Source organism: Rhizobium sp. A37_96 (genome assembly GCF_053521765.1).
This window is the reverse complement of the sequence record NZ_JBNWDS010000003.1, coordinates 249,498-267,799: the sequence shown is the minus strand read 5'-3', so window position 1 is coordinate 267,799 and position 18,302 is coordinate 249,498. Positions and strand designations below refer to the sequence as shown.

The window sequence follows — 18,302 nt, the reverse complement described above, 5'->3', positions numbered from 1 at the left end:
GGCGTGTGAAGGGAGGATCGTCCGACGGCATTTACCGTGGTGTACAGGCACGCAACGACATGCAGGCCATTGGCGACACGCCGCGCTTAAATCATTGATTTTTTGGAAATTTTCAATTCTGCCACCGGAGACAATCCGGCTTCGCCATTCGTGTTGGGGGCGTCATGGCGAAGCCGGGTATGCGGGGCGATCAAAGCCTGCTCGAGTCAAGCTGGTGATCGCCGTCAAACTACAACAGTTGCTGCCCCGAACATTTCCGAACATTGCTGAAACAAGGCATTTTGAGGAAATTTGGTGTCTCGGCTTTTCCATCGAATTCGCATTATTTAGCAAATTCCGCGATAGCATCATCAATACTGTCGTTCGTAGAATTTTCGGGAATTCTACGCAAGTAAAACCTGTTTTACCGGAAAAATGCGGCGTGAACTGACCGCCGCTTTGCAGGGCGCCGACGATCGCTCTGCTCTAGCTCGCGGCCTTCGCATCGGCGCTCTTGAACGAGACGACTTGCTCCAGCCCTCTCGGCTTGCGGTTGCGCACGGTGATCTCGCCTTCGAAGCGCGTGACGATCTCCCGCGCGATAGCCATGCCGAGGCCGGCGCCGGGGAAAGATCTTTGTCGTGCTATATCGATTCGGAAAAAGGGCTCGAACACCTGGTTCAGCCGATCCTCTGGAATACCTGGCCCCGTATCGATAATTCTCACCACCGCGCGGTTGCCGAGATGAGTGACCGTTACCGTCGCCGATTGGCCGTGTGTCGCGGCATTGATGAGCAGATTGCGCAGCGCCCTGGTGACGGCGAGCGGCCCCGCGCAGATCGTCGTCTGCTCCATCTCGCCACTATCGATGTTCATATCGATTGCCCTCAGCTCCGCGACGATGGCCGCGACGATCTTGTCGAGCCTGACCTGTTCGAGGCTATCTCTGGAAATCTCCTCCCGGACGAGGCCGATGGCACTGTCGGCAATCCGGTCGAGCTCCTCCAGATCGGCAAACCATTTGCGCCGCTCTTCGTCATCCCGGATGAACTCCGCGCGCAGGCGCATCCGGGTCATCGGCGTTCGCAGATCGTGACCGGCGGCGGCAACGAGCCGCATGCGGCTTTCGGTGGCGGCCTTCACCCTGGCGGACAGGCCGTTGAGCGCTTGCGCCGTAGCGCGAACTTCGCCCGGCCCGGTTTCAGGTATGTGCGGCAAGGTGCCGTCGGGGTTGACCGCGGCAACCGCCTCTTCCAGCAGGCGCAGCGGTTTCATGATCTTCGAGGCGGCAAAGATCGAAACCAGCACGCTGCCGATGATGATGAGGCCAAGCCACCCCATGAGGATCTTCCAACCGCCCGGCGGCGGGCCGTGCTGCGGCATCGGCAAGACCAGCCAATTGCCGTCGGAGAGTTTCAGCGATGCGATCATCTCTCCCGTCGATTGGCGCGTTATGGTCGCCTCGCGCATGCCGGTAATTCGAAGCAGCGCTTCCATGAGAAAGCGGGAGAGTTCTTCGTCGCGCTGGCCTTCGACCGGCTTGGGCGTAATAACCAATCCCGCCGATGCTGCCGTGGCCCTGTCCTTTTCAGCAAAGGTCGCCAGAATGGAAAGCTGCCTGGCCATGCGCTCGACCATCATATCCGGCCGCGGCCCGCGCATGACGAGGCTTGCCACGAATGACGAGGAAATGACCACCAGCACGATGGCCGTCAGCAGAAGCAACGCCAGACGCGCACCAAGCGACCTCATGAATCGCCCTTGATAGCCATTACGGGGACGACCAGCTGATAGCCACCATTACGAATGGTTCTGAAAATTGGCTCTTCCACGGTCTCACCGAGCTTGCGGCGTAGCCGGCTCATCAAGACGTCGATCGAGCGGTCGGCCGGGTCACGGTCGCGACCCTGGGTCAGATCCAGCAACTGATCGCGCGACAATAATCGGCCAGCCCGCTCCAGGAAGGCTTTCAGAAGATCGAACTCCGCGCCGGTCAGCGCGATCACCTCGCCATTGTCCCTGCTCACCCGCCGAAGCTGCGGATCAAGCATCATATCCGCAAACTGATAGCGTCTCTGCTCGGGCTCGGAGGATGAGTCCTCGTTCGTGCGGCGCAGGACGGCACGGATGCGTGCGGCCAGCTCGCGCGGATTGAACGGCTTGCCGAGATAGTCGTCCGCGCCGATCTCAAGACCCAGAATGCGGTCTATATCCTCCTTCAGCGCCGTCAGCAGGATGACCGGCACCCGAGGGCGGCGGTTTCGCAGATCTCGGCAGAGATCGAGGCCCGATCCGTCGGGAAGCATGACATCCAGCACCAGCAGATCGGGCTGGCGTCGGTTGAGCGCATCGTTGCATCCACGAAGATCGCTCGCCGTCGACACGCGGAACCCCTGCTCCTCGAGATAGCGGCTGAGCAGCGAACGTATCTCGTGATCGTCATCGACTATCAGAATATCCGGCGCGACGTTCGCATTCATAGGCTTCATTCCGTTTTCTCAACCCTTATACAAGCTATCGACTCTCTGAAAAGAAGGGTTTTGCGGCACCAATACGGAAATTTCGGGCGAGGAAATGTTGGTTTACAAAATTCCCGGCATCAGAAACGTTGGGCAACACAATAATGCCGGGTAGTGCCAAGAATGCGAAACCAGGGCTGCGGACGACGCATCGGCCCGATGAAACCACGCCTCTCGATTGGCCTGTTCGGCGCCGGCGCGCAAGACGGACCGGCCACAGCGGACGAAATCGCCGCAAGCTCCATGGCTCACCAACCGCATCGGGGATGCCATGCACATAATCACGGGACGAAAGAGGGGCGAACCTGGTGCAGCGACGTCCTGCCTTTCACTTATGCAGGAACATACGCGCTTCAACGACATGACGCACGTATAAATTGCGGTCGTTGACATGAAACTCCCACGTGACTCCGCCACGAAAGGAGTTGAAGAGGCGCACCGAAGTGCGCCTCATGTTCAGACGATGAAAAAAGTCGAGGGCGGAACCTGCAATGCGAGTGCAATGCGCCGAAGTTTCGCCGGATCGGCCTCTGCACCAGCCTCTATTTCAATGATTTCCTCACTGGTGAGGCCACAGGTTTCAGACAGGTCATCAACCGTATAACCGATGGCTTCACGCGCCTGCCGCACGGCAGCAGCGATTTCGCCATGGGGAACGGTGGAAGCCTTTGAACTATCGATATTGTTCGGAGTAATGGACATGAAATTTCTCCTTCCAAAGTCCGCCGGCCGGTTCGTTGCCGGGTGAAGGCAGCTATTGCAGCCATGAGGCATATCGACCTAAACAGACGCGGCCGAACGCTCGGTCAATATAGGCATCAATGCGGCAAGGGCAAGCACGGAAGCGCATAGCTGCCAATCCTCCAGCTCTCGGCTCATATCGTGTTTTAATATTCGGTGAAAGCCACTACACGCCTTGGTTATAAAAATGCCGTCCTTCACCGCAATTCCAATCCCTGCACCCCATTTTCCCTTCACCAAGATGTGACAGGCGGAAGCAAGAATCCTGCGCGAAGGACGACTATTTCCTGCCTTTCGCCTTGCGTATCTTACGCTCGGCCGCAAGCAGAAGGCCCTTGAGCTCCGGCTCCCGCACACGATTGGCCGCCTCGACGAAGGAAACCCATTCGACACGGCGCTGGCCTCGCTCGGGAAAATCCTGGAACGTCCGGTCGACCTCGAGCAGACGCAGTTCGACGATACAGGGGACGCGACCGCCATCGGCAAGCTGCTTCAGATAGGTAAAGTATCCGAAAGGCTTTTTCTTCACCTTGCCGCGTACGCCGGCCTCCTCAAAGGCCTCTATGGCGGCGACCTCATGCGGCTTCTTGCCCTTGATGGGCCAGCCCTTGGGAACGACCCATCGGCCGCTTTCCCGGCTCGTGACGAGAAGAACTTCGGCGTCCGCCTGCTCAGAACCTCTCCTGTAGCAGATAGCGGCATATTGCTCGTATGCACGGCCACGAAGCAAGGTATCGGCATGGGAGGCAAGTTCGGACAAAAAAGTCTCCGTCTGCCTCAAGGCCTTCTTTTGTACCGACACGGAAGACGCCATGTGCGGCTACCGGCGATGACGTCGATTGAGGAAAATCCATCGTGGCGTTGGGTGATATGCGCCCACAAGAATTGTCTGTGACACGCTGCCCTCCCATTCCGCTCGCGACTCTGCCGAAATTCACAACTGTCTTATTGATCCTGTGATCCGTTGCAGTGACAGTTTTATGAAGGAGGCTGTTGATGATGCCGGTCGGATGGGTTGCAACGGCCGACACATGAACGTGGCTATACGCACGAAAACTGAAACGGCCCCGCAGAGGGGGCCGTTTCATCCTTGGGAGGATGCGGCGAAGCTTACTCGGCGGCCTGCAGGGCAGGCACCTCGATATCTTCGCTCAATTGCCCCGCCATGGCGGCAGCAAACTTGGTCTTGTCGAGCTCGTTTTCCCAACGGGCGACGACGACGGTGGCAACGGCGTTGCCGACGAGGTTGGTCAGGGCACGGCATTCCGACATGAAGCGGTCGATGCCGAGGATCAGCGCCATGCCGGCGATCGGAACGGAAGGCACGACGGCAAGAGTGGCGGCAAGCGTGATAAAGCCGGCGCCGGTAATGCCGGCCGCGCCCTTGGAGCTCAGCATGGCCACCAGCAACAGCAGGATCTGGTCACCGAGCGACAGCGACGTGTCGGTCGCCTGGGCAATGAACAGCGCCGCCAGGGTCATGTAGATGTTGGTGCCGTCCAGATTGAAGGAGTAGCCGGTCGGGATGACGAGGCCGACGACCGAACGCTTGCAGCCCGCACGTTCCATCTTGTTCATCAGGCCCGGCAGTGCTGCCTCCGATGAAGACGTGCCGAGGACGAGCAGCAGCTCTTCCTTGATGTAGCGGATCAGGGCCAGGATCGAGAAGCCGTTATAGCGCGCGACGGCGCCGAGCACGACGAGCACGAACAGCAGCGACGTCAGGTAGAAGGTGCCGATCAGGAATGCCAGGTTGGCGATCGTGCCGATGCCATACTTGCCGATGGTGAAGGCCATGGCGCCGAAGGCGCCGATCGGCGCGAATTTCATCAGCAACGATACCATGCGGAAGATCGGGGTGGTCAGCGCCTGCAGGAAATCGACGACCGGGCGGCCGCGTTCGCCGGAAGCGCCGAGCGCAATGCCGAACACGACGGAGAAGAACAGCACCTGGAGAATATCGCCCTTGGCGAAGGCGCCGACGATCGTGTCCGGAATGATGTTCATCAGGAAGCCGACGACCGAGGCATCATGAGCCTGTGCCGCATAGTTGTTGACGGCCTTCGTGTCGAGCGAGGCCGGATCGATGTGCATGCCCGCGCCGGGCTGAAGGACGTTCGAAACGATCAGGCCAACGATCAGGGCCAAGGTCGAGAAGGTCAGGAAGTAGATGAACGACTTGCCGACGACGCGACCGAATTTCTTCAGGTCGGACATGCCGGCGATACCCGTCGCGACCGTCAGGAAGATGACGGGGGCGATGACCATGCGCACCAGCTTGATGAAGGCATCACCGAGCGGCTGCATCGATGCGCCGAGCTGCGGATAGAAATGGCCCAGCAGGATGCCGGCGGCAATCGCGGTGAGAACCTGCACGTAGAGGTGCCGGTAGAAAGGAAGCTTGCCGTGCGGTTCAGCGGCAGCGATGGGAGCAATCATGATGTCCTCCGTTAAGCCCAACCGATCTCTCGGCCCTCCGGGCGACGACTAGAATTCAACAGCCTCCGACTGTTCCATCTGCCTTTGCAACGCCTGTGCCAACTCGGGGACTTGGTTATAAATATCTGATTTCACGCTATTTATTTATACTGAGGCGAAAGCTGCCCCGGTATTCGTGCGATAATCCGCACAGATTGATTTGCCGTTCGCGCGAAATCATGCACAATGGACGGATGCTGCAGCGCCCGGCCACCGAACGATTTCTGACGCCCGCGCAACTGGGCCGGCGCTCGCGCCGGATCTGGTTCGTCTTTGCGTTTCTATGTGCGGCCATCATCGCAGCCGCGCTTTATGGCGCGAGCTTCTACGGCCGCCTTTCCGCGATCGAGACGTTGCAGAGACAGGGCCATACGGATGCGAACCTCAAGGTGGCCCTCTTGCGGGCAGTCCTCGAACGTCCGCGCGCCCTCCCCCTCTTGCTTGCCGACGACCGGCAGGTACGCGACGCGCTTGCCGGCCAACGCACGGATGATGTCGTGTCCCTCGACCGAAAGCTGGAAAGCCTGGTTTCCGGCACGAGCGCTTCCGTCCTCTATGTCACCGGCAAGGACGGCGTCGCGATGGCTTCCAGCAACTGGCGGGAGCCGCTGAGCTTCGTCGGCAACGACTATTCGTTTCGCGATTATTTCCGCAAGGCGATGGAAACGGGAACCGCCGAGCATTACGCGCTCGGGACGGTCAGCAACCGCCCCGGCCTCTACATTTCCCGCCGTGTCGGCGATGCCGCTTCGGCTTTGGGGGTTGTCGTCGTCAAGATGGAGTTCGATCAGCTGGAGGCCGATTGGAGCGAAACCGGCCGACCGGCTTACGTGACCGACGAACACGGCGTCGTTCTCATCACCAGCCTGCCTTCCTGGCGCTTCATGACGACGGCGCCGCTGGACCGCGATGAAGCCGCGACCATTCGCAAAAGCCTGCAATTCGGCGCGGCTCCGCTCTCGCCGCTGCCGATCAGCCGCCCTGAAAAAGTAGGCCCGGACGCAACCATCGTGCGTGCCGTTCTGCCCGGAAGCAGCGCTGCCGAATATTTGCGGCTGACCACGCCCATCCCGTCGACGCCATGGCAGCTCGGCTATCTCATACCCACCGATCAGGCGATCGCGTCTTCCGTGCGCGAGACACGCTTCCTCACCCTCACCGTCCTGTTGCCGATCCTTGCCTTTGCCGCCTTCCTCCTGCGTCGGCGCGATGTCTCCGCCATGCAGACCGCCGTCAGTAGGATCGCCCGCGAGGAATTGGAGCGCCGCGTCCTGGAGCGGACCGAGGATCTCAGCCGCGCCCGCGACCGGCTGGAGGCGGAAATTGCCGATCACCGGGCGACGGAAGCCAAGCTGCAGGGCGTGCAGCAGGATCTGGTACAGGCCAATCGCCTCGCCATTCTCGGCCAGGTCGCAGCCGGCGTCGCCCATGAACTCAACCAGCCGGTCGCCACCATCCGCGCCTATGCCGAGAATGCACATGTCTTCCTCGACAGGCAGCAGACCGGACCGGCCAGGGAGAATCTCTCCGCCATCGCAGCCCTGACGGAGCGCATCGGCACCATCACCGAGGAGCTGAAGGCCTTTGCCCGCAAGGGCAGGACCGCGCCGCAACCCGTGGACGTCAGAAGCGCGATGGAGGGCGCAGTCGTCCTTCTGAGAAGCCGGTTTGCCGGCCGTCTGGATGCGCTCAGGATCGAATTGCCGCCGCCGGGGCTCAGCGTCGTCGGGACGCGCATCCGGCTGGAGCAGGTCCTGATCAACCTTTTCCAGAATGCCCTGGAAGCTCTGGAAGGCAGCGACCAGGCGAAGGTGGACGTGTCGGTGCATGAATCTTCGCATGAAGTCGAGATAGTTGTCTCGGACAACGGACCCGGCATTCCGGCGGCGATCCTCGATTCGCTGTTCACGCCCTTCAACACATCCAAGGAAAAGGGTCTCGGCCTCGGCCTCGTCATTTCGAAGGATATCGTCGTCGACTATGGCGGGCGGATGGATGTCGAAAGCAACGACAGCGGCACCCGCTTCTCCATCCATTTGCGCAGGGCCACTCCATGAACGAAAGCTCCCCCGTATTCCTCATCGACGATGACAAGGATCTGTTGCGGGCGACAAAACAGACTCTCGAACTTGCAGGCTTTACCGTCTCCGCTTTCTCCGCCGCGACCGACGCTCTCGTTGCTCTGGACGCCGGGTTTGCCGGTGTGGTCGTCTCCGATATCCGCATGCCGCAGATGGACGGACAGCAGCTTTTCGCCCGCATCAAGGGATTTGACGCCGATCTGCCGGTCATTCTGGTAACGGGTCACGGCGATATCCCGATGGCGGTGCAGGCGATCCAGGACGGCGCCTATGATTTCATCGCCAAGCCCTTTGCCACCGACCGGCTGGTGCAGAGCGTACGGCGCGCGGCGGAGAAACGACGGCTGGTGCTGGAAAACCGCACGCTGCGGCAGGCCGCCGAACAGGCGCAAGGCGATTTGCCACTGATTGGCCAGACTCCGGCCATGGACCGCCTGCGCTACACACTGCGGCAGATCGCCGATACGGATGTCGATGTGCTGGTAACCGGAGAAACGGGCAGCGGCAAGGAAGTGGTGGCCAGCCTGCTGCATCGCTGGAGCCGCCGTGCGAAAGGCAATTTCGTTGCGCTGAACTGCGGCGCCCTGCCCGAAACCGTGATCGAAAGCGAGCTTTTCGGCCATGAGCCGGGCGCCTTCACCGGTGCGCAGAAAAAGCGTATCGGGCGGATCGAGCATTCGAGCTCCGGCACCCTGTTTCTCGATGAGATCGAAAGCATGCCGCCGGCGATCCAGGTGCAGATGCTGCGCGTGCTGGAAATGCGTGAGGTAACCCCGCTCGGCACCAACGAGGTTCGTCCCGTCGATCTTCGCGTCGTGGCAGCCGCGAAGGTCGATCTTGGCGACCCCGGTCAACGCGGCGATTTTCGCGAGGACCTCTATTATCGGCTCAACGTCGTCACCCTCGCCATCCCGCCGCTGCGCGAGCGGCGCGACGACATTCCCCTGCTCTTCGGTTATTTCGCCGAGCGCGCGGCAGGCCGTTTCAAGCGCGACGTGCCGGCCGTTTCCGTGGCCGTGCATCGCTATTTGCAACAGCACGACTGGCCGGGCAATGTGCGCGAACTCTCGCATTTCGCGGAACGCTTCGTTCTTGGGCTGGAGGCGACGGCCCTGCCGAAACCCGCGGAGGCGCCTGCCATCGATGCGGGGCTTTCATTGCCCGCCCGCGTCGAGCGCTACGAGGCTGAACTTATCCGGGAGACCCTGCTGCAGAACAATGCCGACGTCAGGAAGACGATAGAGGCGCTCGGCATCCCGAGGAAGACCTTCTACGACAAGCTGCAACGCCACGGCATCGTCAGAGGCGATTTCGCCGGCCTTGATGGCGACGACCGGCGAAACTGACGGATGGAGCGAGGATCGATATCAGGGTAATTCCCAGCACTTCCATAGCGCCGTTTAAAGCGGAAACACGCTATGCACTCGCAAGCCGCGCGGCAGAGGCGGAAGAATGCCGGGCCGCGATCTCAGCCGTCCGGTCGAGTACGATCATGGCCTGGTCGATGAGGCTGGCAAGCGCTTCGGCACTCTTGCAAGCACGGACGACCAGCGGCGCGCTCAGGCAGATTCTGAGAGCGCTTGCCGGCACATCGCCGAAGTCGGCACATCGCACGGGTTGGCCGAGGCGCACCGCCGCAAATCCATCGTCCTCGACGGCCAGTTCCTTGTAGACGGCCGCGGTCTCGCCTGCGTTCAACAGGCCGATATCATTGGCATTGCGCAGATAGAACGAGAAGATCGACGGAATTTCGTCCCAATGGCGGATCGCCGACGCGCCCCAGAGGCAGTGCCGATCGAGCGGCCGGCTGTCCAGCGATAGAAAAGCAGGATCGCCGGCAAGCCGCGTGGTCACAGCCTCGGCGAAGGTGGAGAGGACTGCAACGATCTGCTCCTCCGGAATTGCGGCAAAGGCTTCGAGCTCGAACAGGGCCGCCTTCCAGCGCAGGAGCAAGCCGAAATTGGCGCGCTCGGACAGCGTTTCACGCGCCACCCAATCCTCCGGCCATTCCGCCTTTCCGCAATAGTCGGCCAGAGCCACCGGCAGAGGGCGGTTTCTGAAACGCTCCGACATTTGCGGCGGGCAGAGGAGCGCGCCGCTGAAAATCGGCCCCGCCAAAAACTTGGAGCCCGTTAGCGCCACCATGAAGCCGTGCGCAAGGTAGGCGCGGATCGTCGCTGCCGACAGGCGGAACTGGCAGGCATCGATCATGATATCGAGGATGCCGCCGAAACGCGCCTTGAGACGCAACACGCTTTCCAGGCTTGGCGCCAACAGGCTTGTCTTGGAAACGTCGGTCACGACGAGCAGGCATCTCAGCCCCGCGGCGCGGCCAAGCTCGATCAGGCCGCGCAATTCGTCTTCGATCTCGCTGTCGGCGCGAAGGGAGCCGTCCTTGTTGCGAACGGCAATGGTTGCGTTGCGCGTTGCATCGCCGGCTCGCAGTTCCTCGCCCTTGGCGACCGCGCGGTCGCTGCTGACCCTGCCCATGAAATGCCGGCCGGAGGCGGCGGTCATGACGCCGCTTCCCGTTTCATTGCCCATGAGCGTGATGGTCATCAAGGCCCGATCGTCCTCGCGCGCCAGAAGCGAGGCGGCGAAGAGATGAATGTCGGTGCCCGATGTCGCCAGAATGGCATCGACATGCGGCTGTTCGGCCCGCTGGTTCAGCCCAAGCAAACGCAGCAGGTCAGAGCGCACATGTCTAAGCTCACGCTCGTAGATCGCGGCCGCCTGGCCGGCTTCCATGTCGCGGATCAGGCCATCATAATAGGTGGCAACCTCGGCAAAGGCGGCCGCAGAAATCGTCGACGCCGTCGAGGATCCGAACGCAAGGTCCCTTGGGCGGGGCGCAGGACCATAACCGTACATGTTCAGTCCGCTGGCCGCATCGCAATCCAATCGTTCGTCACCACCCGAAATCAGGTGCTTCAAAAGCATCTCTCGCCCCTCGCCCGATTGCTGCGACGGCGCGCCCGCGATGACATCTTTATCCAGGGCACGGTCACCAGCAATCTGCTGCATGGAAAAGCATTCCTCTTGCGTCATGGGTCAAACGCATCGCGGGAGCGCGTTGCGTTCTATGCCGGGCGGTACACTTGCGGCAGCAGGACATTAGACTTGGCAAGATGGAGCGAGGCTGACTTTCCCGGAAACAGACAGGCCCGGAAACAGCGGAGATCGGCTACGGCGACAATAAAAAACTCGCGGCCCGGAGACCGCGAGTTCGCAAGAATGCGCGCTAAAACTATCTGTCAGCCTGCGGCTGCGACCTTGTCCTGCGTCTTGGTCTCGAAATCGCTGGCGTCGTGGCGCTCGCGCAGTTGTTCGGAAGGATCTCCCGACATGCGATTGACCATGCGGCCACGCTTGACGGCAGGCCGTGCATAGATCTGGTCGGCCCAGCGCTGAACGTTCTTGTAGTCCTGCACCTGCAGGAACTCGGCCGCACCGTACTGCCAACCCTTGGCAAGACCGCCGTACCACGGCCAGATGGCGATGTCGGCGATCGTGTAGTCGCTGCCGGCGATGTATTCGCTCTCGGCCAGACGGCGATCGAGCACGTCGAGCTGGCGCTTCACCTCCATGGCGAAGCGGTCGATCGCATATTCGATCTTGGTGGGGGCGTAGGCGTAAAAATGACCGAAACCACCGCCGAGATAGGGCGCGCTGCCCATCTGCCAAAACAGCCAGGACAGGCATTCCGCACGCGCCGGCTGCTCGGTCGGCAGGAAGGCGCCAAACTTTTCGGCGAGATATACCAGGATCGAGGCCGATTCGAAGACGCGGACCGGCTTCGGGCCACTGCGGTCCAGCAAGGCAGGGATCTTCGAATTGGGATTCACGTCCACGAAACCGCTGCCGAACTGATCGCCTTCGCCGATCTTGATCAGCCAGGCGTCATATTCCGCGCCGCTATGGCCAAGCGCCAGCAGCTCTTCGAGCATGATGGTGACTTTCACGCCATTGGGCGTTCCCAGCGAATAGAGCTGGAGGGGATGACGACCGACCGGAAGTTCCTTTTCATGGGTCGGCCCGGCAATCGGACGGTTGATGTTGGCGAACTGGCCGCCATTGGCCTTGTTCCAGGTCCAGATTTTCGGCGGCGTATAGTCGGCAGAACCGGTCATGGGCATCCTCCTGTTTCGGGAATCAAGTTGAGGGTAGGTCTTCGATGTAGCGCGCTACATATCCCGCACATAGTGGCGGCTGTTCATTTTTGCGAGAGGAGCCGTGGGACCCTTCGACACGCTGGGACGGGTGTGTCGTCGGCGGGCAATTGCAGCGCCCGGATGCAGGGCCTCAGTCTCGAGCGAGTCGAGCCACCGGAAATCCGCTCGATATCGCCTGAAACGAAAAAGCCTGCCGCGGGAGGAGGTGCGGCAGGCTTTCTACAAGAACCGAACAGCAGATGGGAGGAGGAGTTCCGCTGTTCCAGCAGCGCCCCTGGGAGGAGGAGAAGGGCAGCTGCAAAGCGAAGAGATGCGGGAGGAGGTGCATCGCTTCGATAGACATAACATACCCGATTTTTGCTCACTGGATAGGCATTTATTTGCAGGGCAGTTATGCGTTATGCGAAAAGCGGCAGGCTTCACCTATCTTTCGCAACGCGAACAGGGCCACTGAAGCGCTAGGTCCGGACAAAGCAAAAGCGCCTGCTCGGAAGAACAGGCGCTGGCATAAAGCAGCTTTATAAGGAGCCGTTGCGGCCGTTAGCGAGCGATTGCTGCGCGGGCAACGTTGCGGATTTCGCCGCGATCGATACCCAGATCGTGCAGTTCGCGCGTGGACATACGGCCCAGTTCGGCGACCGTCTGACGATACTTGCGCCAGTTGTTGAAAGAGCGTGCTACGTTCATGATGATCCCCTTTCCTTGGGCTTTCGAAGCTGAGCTGCCGTCCTTGGCGCTCCGTTCGCTTCGATGAGTAATATATAGCTGAAGCCCTTCGCCTTTTGCAGAGCTAAGGTATCACTGCACCCATGCGCTTGTTGCATGGGTCGCCCGAAAAGCAAGCAGCACCTCTCCAGCGTCGTGGCATTTGCGATTTTCTGATGACAGCGCCGTCTTTGTCTGCGACAAGGGATGAGATGAGAGACAGGGGCGTCCGCTATCCGGCGGGCTGAGAAGTACCCTTTGAACCTGAACCAGATCATGCTGGCGGAGGAAGTCGCTCGGGACCTCGGGAAGCATAGCTCGTCGTCCCTTAGCGTCTCGCCCCGCCTGAAAGGGCGATATGCAAGACCAAATCAAAACAGGCAGGCTGCTTGACACCATGCGCGCCAACCCGCCGCTGGTGCAGTGCATTACCAATTTTGTCGCGATGAATGTCGCAGCCAATGTAATGCTTGCGGCCGGCGCGTCGCCGGCGATGGTGCATGCCGAAGAGGAAGCGGGCGAATTTGCCGCGATCTCCGGCGCGCTGACGATCAATATCGGCACGCTCTCGACCGGCTGGCTTGCCGGCATGCTGAAGGCCGCGCAGTCGGCCAATGCGGCAGGCAAGCCATGGGTCCTCGATCCGGTCGCTCACTATGCCACTGCGTTTCGCCGCAATGCCGTCGCCCGATTGCTCGAGCTGCGGCCGACGATCATTCGCGGCAACGCGTCGGAGATCATCGCCCTTGCCGGCGGCGCCAGCCGCGGCCAGGGCGTGGACAGCCGGGACCCGGTCGAGCAGGCGGAAGAGTCCGCCCGGCAGCTGGCCGAAAGGCACGGTTGCGTCGTCGCTGTCACCGGGATCACCGATTTCGTGACCGACGGGCAGAAGGCACGGCGCATTGCCGGTGGTTCGCCGTTCATGCCGCAGGTCACCGCGCTCGGTTGCTCCCTCACCTGCCTTGTCGGCGCCTTTGCCGCGACGGCGCCGGACGCGGCATTGGATGCGACCGTGGCGGCACTCGCCGTCTTCGCCGTCGCCGGAGAGCAGGCAGGAACGAGCGCGAATGGTCCTGGCTCCTTTTCCTGGCGCTTCCTCGATGCGCTGGCGAACCTCGACCAGGAAACGCTGGATCGCGAAGCAAGGATATCGGCAGCATGAAAGACTTCGATCTCTCGCTCTATCTTGTGCTCGATCCCATACTATGCGCCGATCTCGGCATGGTGGAGACGACGCGTGCCGCTATCGCTGGCGGCGCCACGATCGTACAGCTGCGCGACAAGCATGCTCCGACCGCAGCGATGATCGAAACGGGTCGTGCCCTCAAGCAGATCCTGCATGGAAGCAATGCGCGGCTGATCGTCAACGACAATGTCGAGGCTGCCATCGCCATCGGCGCCGATGGCCTGCATATCGGGCAGGAGGATATCAATGCCGCCGACGCCCGTCGCATGATCGGCCCGGAGATGATCCTCGGTCTCTCGGTGGAAACCGAGGCGCTCGCTTCCGCCATAGATGCAAGCATCGTCGATTATGCCGGGGTCGGTCCGGTTTTTGCCACGCCGACCAAGCCCGACCACAAGCAGCCGATCGGCCTTGATGGTCTTGCCCGTATCGTCGGGCTCTGCCCGGTTCCAACGGTCGCGATCGGCGGCCTCAAGGCGGAGCACGCGGCAAATGTTCTCACGGCCGGCGCCGATGGTCTTGCGGTCGTCTCAGCCATATGCGGCACGCCCGACCCGCAGGCAGCCACGGCCTTTATCGCCAACGCCATCAAGGAGGCCCGTCGATGATCCGCAATGTCCTATCCATCGCTGGCTCCGATCCTTCCGGCGGCGCCGGCATCCAGGCCGACCTGAAAGCCTTTTCCGCCCTCGGCGTTTACGGAATGGCCGCCCTCACGGCTTTGACGGCGCAAAATACGCAGGGCGTCTTCGGCGTTCATCCGGTGCCTCCCCAATTCGTGGCGGATCAGATCAACGCAATCTTTGCCGATATCCGCGTCGATGCCGTCAAGATCGGCATGATCGCCAACGCCGCGATCGCCGAAGCCGTTGCCGACATTCTGGAGCAACATCGCGATGTGCCCGTCTTGCTCGACCCTGTCATGATCGCCAAGGGCGGCGCCGCGCTGCTTGCTGCCGATGCCGTCGATGTGCTGACCACCCGATTGCTGCCCCTGGCAACGGTCATCACGCCGAACCTGCCCGAGGCGGCGGCGCTCTTGCATGACACGGAAGCGCGAAGCCGGGAAGACATGGCGCGCCAGGCACTTGCCCTGGCCGAGCTTGGGCCCTCGGCAGTGCTGGTAAAGGGCGGTCATCTCGAGGGTGACGAAAGTCCGGATGTGCTTGCAAGCTCCGGCCGCCTGACATGGTTCGAGGCCGAACGTTTGCCGACGAAGAATACGCATGGGACGGGTTGTACGCTTTCCAGCGCAATCGCTGCCGAGATCGCCAAGGGCTTGCCGCTGCCGGAAGCCGTCGCCGTCGCCAAAGCCTATCTCGCCACCGCGGTTGCGGCGGCAGGTCAACTTTCCGTCGGAAGCGGCCACGGACCCGTACAGCACTTTCATGCGCTATGGGCAGACAAAGAAGGAGTGAAGAAATGAGCCTGCCAATCAAGGACCAAATCATTATCGTGTCGGGCGCCGGCCGCGGGCTCGGTGCGGCCATCGCAAGTGCCTTTGCCCGAGAAGGCGCGAAAGTCGCTGTCAACTATCGCACAAGCCGTGAGCAGGCAGAGGCGCTCGCAGCACGGCTTGGCGAACGCGCCCAGGCGTTTCAGGCCGATATTCGCGACCTCGAAGATACGAAGCGGCTTGTCGCGGAGGTGACGGACCATTTCGGAGCGCCGACGACGGTCGTCCACAATGCGTTGGCCGATTTCAGCTTCAACGGCGACGCACGTTCGAAGCTGGATGCTTTAAGCTGGGCCGAGATGGCGCTGCAGCTGGAAACGGCCCTGCAGGGAGCGCTGAACCTGATACAGGCTGCACGGCCGGCAATGGCGCAGGCCGGCTTTGGCCGGGTCGTCACGATCGGTACGAACCTTTTCCAGAATCCGGTCGTGCCCTATCACGATTATACCGCCGCCAAAGCCGCCTTGCTGTCGCTCACCCGCACGGCTGCCGCCGAGCTCGGCCCGCTGGGAATCACGGTCAACATGGTATCCGGCGGTCTCCTGCGCACGACGGATGCGAGCAGCGCTACCCCGGAAGCCGTCTTCGACATCATCGCCGCGAATACGCCGTTGCGCCGCGTTACCACGCCAGAGGAGGCGGCCGATGCGGTTGTCTTCTTCGCAAGCCCCTGGGCACGCGCCGTCACCGGCCAAAACCTCATCGTCGATGGCGGCCTCGTCTTCGGATAGCAGGTCCATCATGGAAAGAGGCGCTGCCTGGCAGACAGCGCCTCTGTTCAAACCTTGACGCCGGATCGATGCTGGCCGCTTAGGCCCAGCCCATGGCCAGCACGCCGAACAGGATGACGACGCCAAGTACGATACGGTAAATGACGAAAGGCCAGGTCGAGAAGCGCTCCAGGAAATGCATAAGTCCCCATATGGTGATAAAGGACGATATGCTGCCCACAATGAAGCCGACGAGCAGAACCGACCAGGCTTCCATCGGAATATGCGCCTTGTAGAGCTCGAAAAGCTCCTTCAGGCCGGCGAGCGCGATGGCCGGCAGGCCGAGCAGGAACGAAAACCGGGCGGCTTCCTCGCGCTTCAAGCCAAGGAACAAGGCGCCCGTCAGCGTCGAGCCGGAACGCGAGACGCCGGGAACAAGCGCGCCGACCTGCGTGATGCCAACGAACAGGGCGTCCATGAGCGTCATCTGCTCGATGCCCTTCCTGTGGCGGCTATAGAGTTCCGCGGCTGCCAGAAGCAACCCCATGACCAGGCAGGCGATGCCGATCACCCAGAGACTGCGAAACGACGTTCCGCACGCATTCAGGGATGACGACAGCAGAAGGCCTGCAATGACGATCGGCACGGTCGCGATCACGATGGCGATAGCAAGCCGCATCGCAGGCGAGCGCCAATCCCTCTGCCTGATGGCATCGAGCGATCCGAAGGTGACGTACCGAACGTCGCTCCAGAAATAGGAGACGATCGCGGCAAGTGCGGCAAGCTGCATCGCAGCCGAAAAGGCCGAACCCGGATCCTGCCAGCCAAGCAAGGCCGGCACCAAGCGCATATGGGCCGTCGAAGAGACCGGCAACAGCTCGGTCAATCCCTGCACGACACCCAGGATTGCGATCTTGGCATAGCCCAGGGCAACAAAGCCCGTGTCCACGCCTTGCGTACAAACATCAGCCACGTTTTGACATCCTCAGTTCTTCATGGGGGCTTGCACCGAAGCGGTGCGACGAACTTGCTATGAAACTGTTTTCCAGCGCGAAACCGGCACCCTCTATCGAAGGCGTCGCCAATTTCGCGTCATGACAGGGCGAGGATATAGCCGTGCAGGCTGAACTCTATCTGAAATTGTCAGTCACGATTTCCCGTTTGACGGTTTTCTACGCCTCATCGTCAGGCAATGACTGCATGTAACGAAGGATCACGTAGAACACGGCGAGCAGAGCAAATGCGCCTGCCGCGCGATGAATCTCATGTGCCAAAGTGTGATGATGCCTCACCAGAAGGCCTGTCAGATTGTACAGGGTTATGGCTGCGACCGTCAGGACGGGTGCCAGAAAAAGCGCCATGTTTCGATGAATGAAATTGATCATCGCGAATACCTCATTTGTATTCCGCCAGATACACCGAGGATTGGGGAGGAATTAGGACGAACGCCATGTCCGCGAGCAGGCCCCGGAAGACCTGCCGGCGCAGCTGTTATTTCATGTAGAGCGCGCGCGACCGTTCCAGATGCCGGAGCATCGCCTGTTCCGCCCCGTCGGCATCGTGCTCCGCCAGACGTGCCAGGATTTCCTCATGTTCGACCAGCGTGAATTTCTCCTTGCCGGCCCAGATCAGCATATCGGTGTGATAGGCTTTCAGCCATGCGAGCATGGCCTCGCTGACCGCAACGAAAATGGGATTGCCGGAAATCTGGGCGATGCGCGTGTGGAATTGGATGTCGGCCGAAATGAACGCCTCGGCATCGCCCAATGCCGCGCGCTGCCGCTCGATGATCTCGCGAAGTTCGCGGATATCCGTTTCTCTTGTACGCTGAGCCGCTTCGCGCGCCATGCCACGTTCGAAGAAGATGCGCGCGCTCTTCAGGTGCTCGAGCGAATCGGACGATTGCGACAGCATGATCTTCGCCGTCGGATCGACCTGACGGAAGATCGATTTCGCCGTCAGTTGCAGCACTTTCGCCCGCTCGCCATGCGAAATATTGACCAATCCCATGTTGGCAAGCGCCTGCATGGCCTCCCGGATCGCCGGGCGCCCGACACCGAAACGCTCCATGAGCACACGCTCGGACGGCATTTCATCCCCGGGCTTGAGTTCTCCCGACGTGATCAGACGTTCCAGCCGATCGAAGACTTCATCAGATAGCTTTCGCCGGACAATTTGCTCGACTGGCTGCCCCATGAAACTCCGCCTCCTCAAAGCTTTTTCCACTTTATGCATTTTTTGCCTGCCGCAGCGTAAGCCCATAACAAAAGCGTTA

General features: G+C 61.0%; 17 protein-coding genes and 1 riboswitch. Of the genes, 6 read left to right on the top strand and 11 right to left on the bottom strand.

Annotation, left to right across the window (positions count from 1 at the left end):
• Positions 1 to 465: 465 nt before the first annotated feature.
• The 5 genes from ACQZ6J_RS12975 to ACQZ6J_RS12955 form a co-directional block, all read right to left on the bottom strand.
• The gene (locus tag ACQZ6J_RS12975) at positions 466 to 1,731 is read right to left on the bottom strand and encodes an ATP-binding protein (protein ID WP_449084341.1); all 1,266 of its coding nucleotides are present in this window, start codon (positions 1,729 to 1,731) and stop codon (positions 466 to 468) included.
• On the bottom strand, positions 1,728 to 2,459 hold the full coding sequence (locus ACQZ6J_RS12970; protein WP_163985719.1) for a response regulator: 732 nt from the start codon (positions 2,457 to 2,459) through the stop codon (positions 1,728 to 1,730). The genes ACQZ6J_RS12975 and ACQZ6J_RS12970 overlap by 4 nt, the downstream gene beginning before the upstream one ends.
• 495 nt (positions 2,460 to 2,954) lie before the next feature.
• The gene (locus ACQZ6J_RS12965; protein ID WP_163985312.1) at positions 2,955 to 3,200 is read right to left on the bottom strand and encodes a helix-turn-helix domain-containing protein; all 246 of its coding nucleotides are present in this window, start codon (positions 3,198 to 3,200) and stop codon (positions 2,955 to 2,957) included.
• A 319-nt stretch (positions 3,201 to 3,519) separates the two neighbouring features.
• Positions 3,520 to 4,053 carry an NUDIX hydrolase gene (locus ACQZ6J_RS12960; RefSeq protein WP_449084340.1) on the bottom strand — a complete coding sequence of 178 codons (534 nt, stop codon included), beginning with the start codon at positions 4,051 to 4,053 and terminating at the stop codon, positions 3,520 to 3,522.
• Between the two features lie 296 nt (positions 4,054 to 4,349).
• Positions 4,350 to 5,678, bottom strand: a complete 1,329-nt coding sequence (locus tag ACQZ6J_RS12955; protein ID WP_163985314.1) for a dicarboxylate/amino acid:cation symporter — start codon at positions 5,676 to 5,678, stop codon at positions 4,350 to 4,352.
• Positions 5,679 to 5,896: 218 nt separating this feature from the next.
• Here ACQZ6J_RS12955 and ACQZ6J_RS12950 point away from each other — a divergent pair, with 218 nt between their 5' ends.
• Positions 5,897 to 7,774, top strand: coding sequence for a sensor histidine kinase (locus ACQZ6J_RS12950; protein ID WP_449084339.1), 1,878 nt, complete (start codon positions 5,897 to 5,899; stop codon positions 7,772 to 7,774).
• The gene (locus tag ACQZ6J_RS12945) at positions 7,771 to 9,144 is read left to right on the top strand and encodes a sigma-54-dependent transcriptional regulator (RefSeq protein ID WP_449084338.1); all 1,374 of its coding nucleotides are present in this window, start codon (positions 7,771 to 7,773) and stop codon (positions 9,142 to 9,144) included. The genes ACQZ6J_RS12950 and ACQZ6J_RS12945 overlap by 4 nt, the downstream gene beginning before the upstream one ends.
• Before the next feature lie 70 nt (positions 9,145 to 9,214).
• Here the strand turns inward: ACQZ6J_RS12945 and ACQZ6J_RS12940 are convergent, their stop codons facing one another.
• From ACQZ6J_RS12940 to ACQZ6J_RS12930, 3 genes are all read right to left on the bottom strand, one after another.
• Positions 9,215 to 10,822: a hypothetical protein gene (locus tag ACQZ6J_RS12940; protein WP_449084337.1), complete on the bottom strand. Its 1,608-nt coding sequence runs from the start codon at positions 10,820 to 10,822 to the stop codon at positions 9,215 to 9,217.
• Positions 10,823 to 11,052: 230 nt separating this feature from the next.
• On the bottom strand, positions 11,053 to 11,928 hold the full coding sequence (gene yghU, locus ACQZ6J_RS12935) for a glutathione-dependent disulfide-bond oxidoreductase (RefSeq protein WP_163985318.1): 876 nt from the start codon (positions 11,926 to 11,928) through the stop codon (positions 11,053 to 11,055).
• A 582-nt stretch (positions 11,929 to 12,510) separates the two neighbouring features.
• On the bottom strand, positions 12,511 to 12,657 hold the full coding sequence (locus ACQZ6J_RS12930) for a DUF1127 domain-containing protein (RefSeq protein ID WP_015342994.1): 147 nt from the start codon (positions 12,655 to 12,657) through the stop codon (positions 12,511 to 12,513).
• Positions 12,658 to 12,886: 229 nt separating this feature from the next.
• Positions 12,887 to 12,983, top strand: a riboswitch (TPP riboswitch).
• Positions 12,984 to 13,033: 50 nt separating this feature from the next.
• Here ACQZ6J_RS12930 and thiM point away from each other — a divergent pair.
• The 4 genes from thiM to ACQZ6J_RS12910 are packed head-to-tail and all read left to right on the top strand — an operon-like array spanning position 13,034 to position 16,048.
• On the top strand, positions 13,034 to 13,837 hold the full coding sequence (gene thiM, locus ACQZ6J_RS12925) for a hydroxyethylthiazole kinase (RefSeq protein WP_449084336.1): 804 nt from the start codon (positions 13,034 to 13,036) through the stop codon (positions 13,835 to 13,837).
• Complete coding sequence (gene thiE / locus ACQZ6J_RS12920) at positions 13,834 to 14,469, top strand: thiamine phosphate synthase (protein WP_163985320.1); 636 nt, start codon at positions 13,834 to 13,836, stop codon at positions 14,467 to 14,469. The genes thiM and thiE overlap by 4 nt, the downstream gene beginning before the upstream one ends.
• On the top strand, positions 14,466 to 15,287 hold the full coding sequence (thiD, locus tag ACQZ6J_RS12915) for a bifunctional hydroxymethylpyrimidine kinase/phosphomethylpyrimidine kinase (RefSeq protein ID WP_449084335.1): 822 nt from the start codon (positions 14,466 to 14,468) through the stop codon (positions 15,285 to 15,287). Before thiE ends, thiD begins: the two co-directional genes overlap by 4 nt.
• Entirely contained in the window at positions 15,284 to 16,048 is a 765-nt protein-coding gene (locus ACQZ6J_RS12910; protein WP_449084334.1) for a 3-oxoacyl-ACP reductase, read from the top strand. Before thiD ends, ACQZ6J_RS12910 begins: the two co-directional genes overlap by 4 nt.
• Positions 16,049 to 16,127: 79 nt before the next feature.
• Here the strand turns inward: ACQZ6J_RS12910 and ACQZ6J_RS12905 are convergent, their stop codons facing one another.
• The 3 genes from ACQZ6J_RS12905 to ACQZ6J_RS12895 all read right to left on the bottom strand — a co-directional run bounded on the left by ACQZ6J_RS12905 (position 16,128) and on the right by ACQZ6J_RS12895 (position 18,223).
• Complete coding sequence (locus ACQZ6J_RS12905) at positions 16,128 to 17,000, bottom strand: undecaprenyl-diphosphate phosphatase (protein WP_449084333.1); 873 nt, start codon at positions 16,998 to 17,000, stop codon at positions 16,128 to 16,130.
• A gap of 199 nt (positions 17,001 to 17,199) precedes the next feature.
• Positions 17,200 to 17,412, bottom strand: coding sequence for a hypothetical protein (locus ACQZ6J_RS12900; RefSeq protein ID WP_163985324.1), 213 nt, complete (start codon positions 17,410 to 17,412; stop codon positions 17,200 to 17,202).
• A gap of 106 nt (positions 17,413 to 17,518) precedes the next feature.
• Positions 17,519 to 18,223: a transcriptional regulator NanR gene (locus ACQZ6J_RS12895; RefSeq protein WP_449084332.1), complete on the bottom strand. Its 705-nt coding sequence runs from the start codon at positions 18,221 to 18,223 to the stop codon at positions 17,519 to 17,521.
• Positions 18,224 to 18,302: the final 79 nt, after the last annotated feature.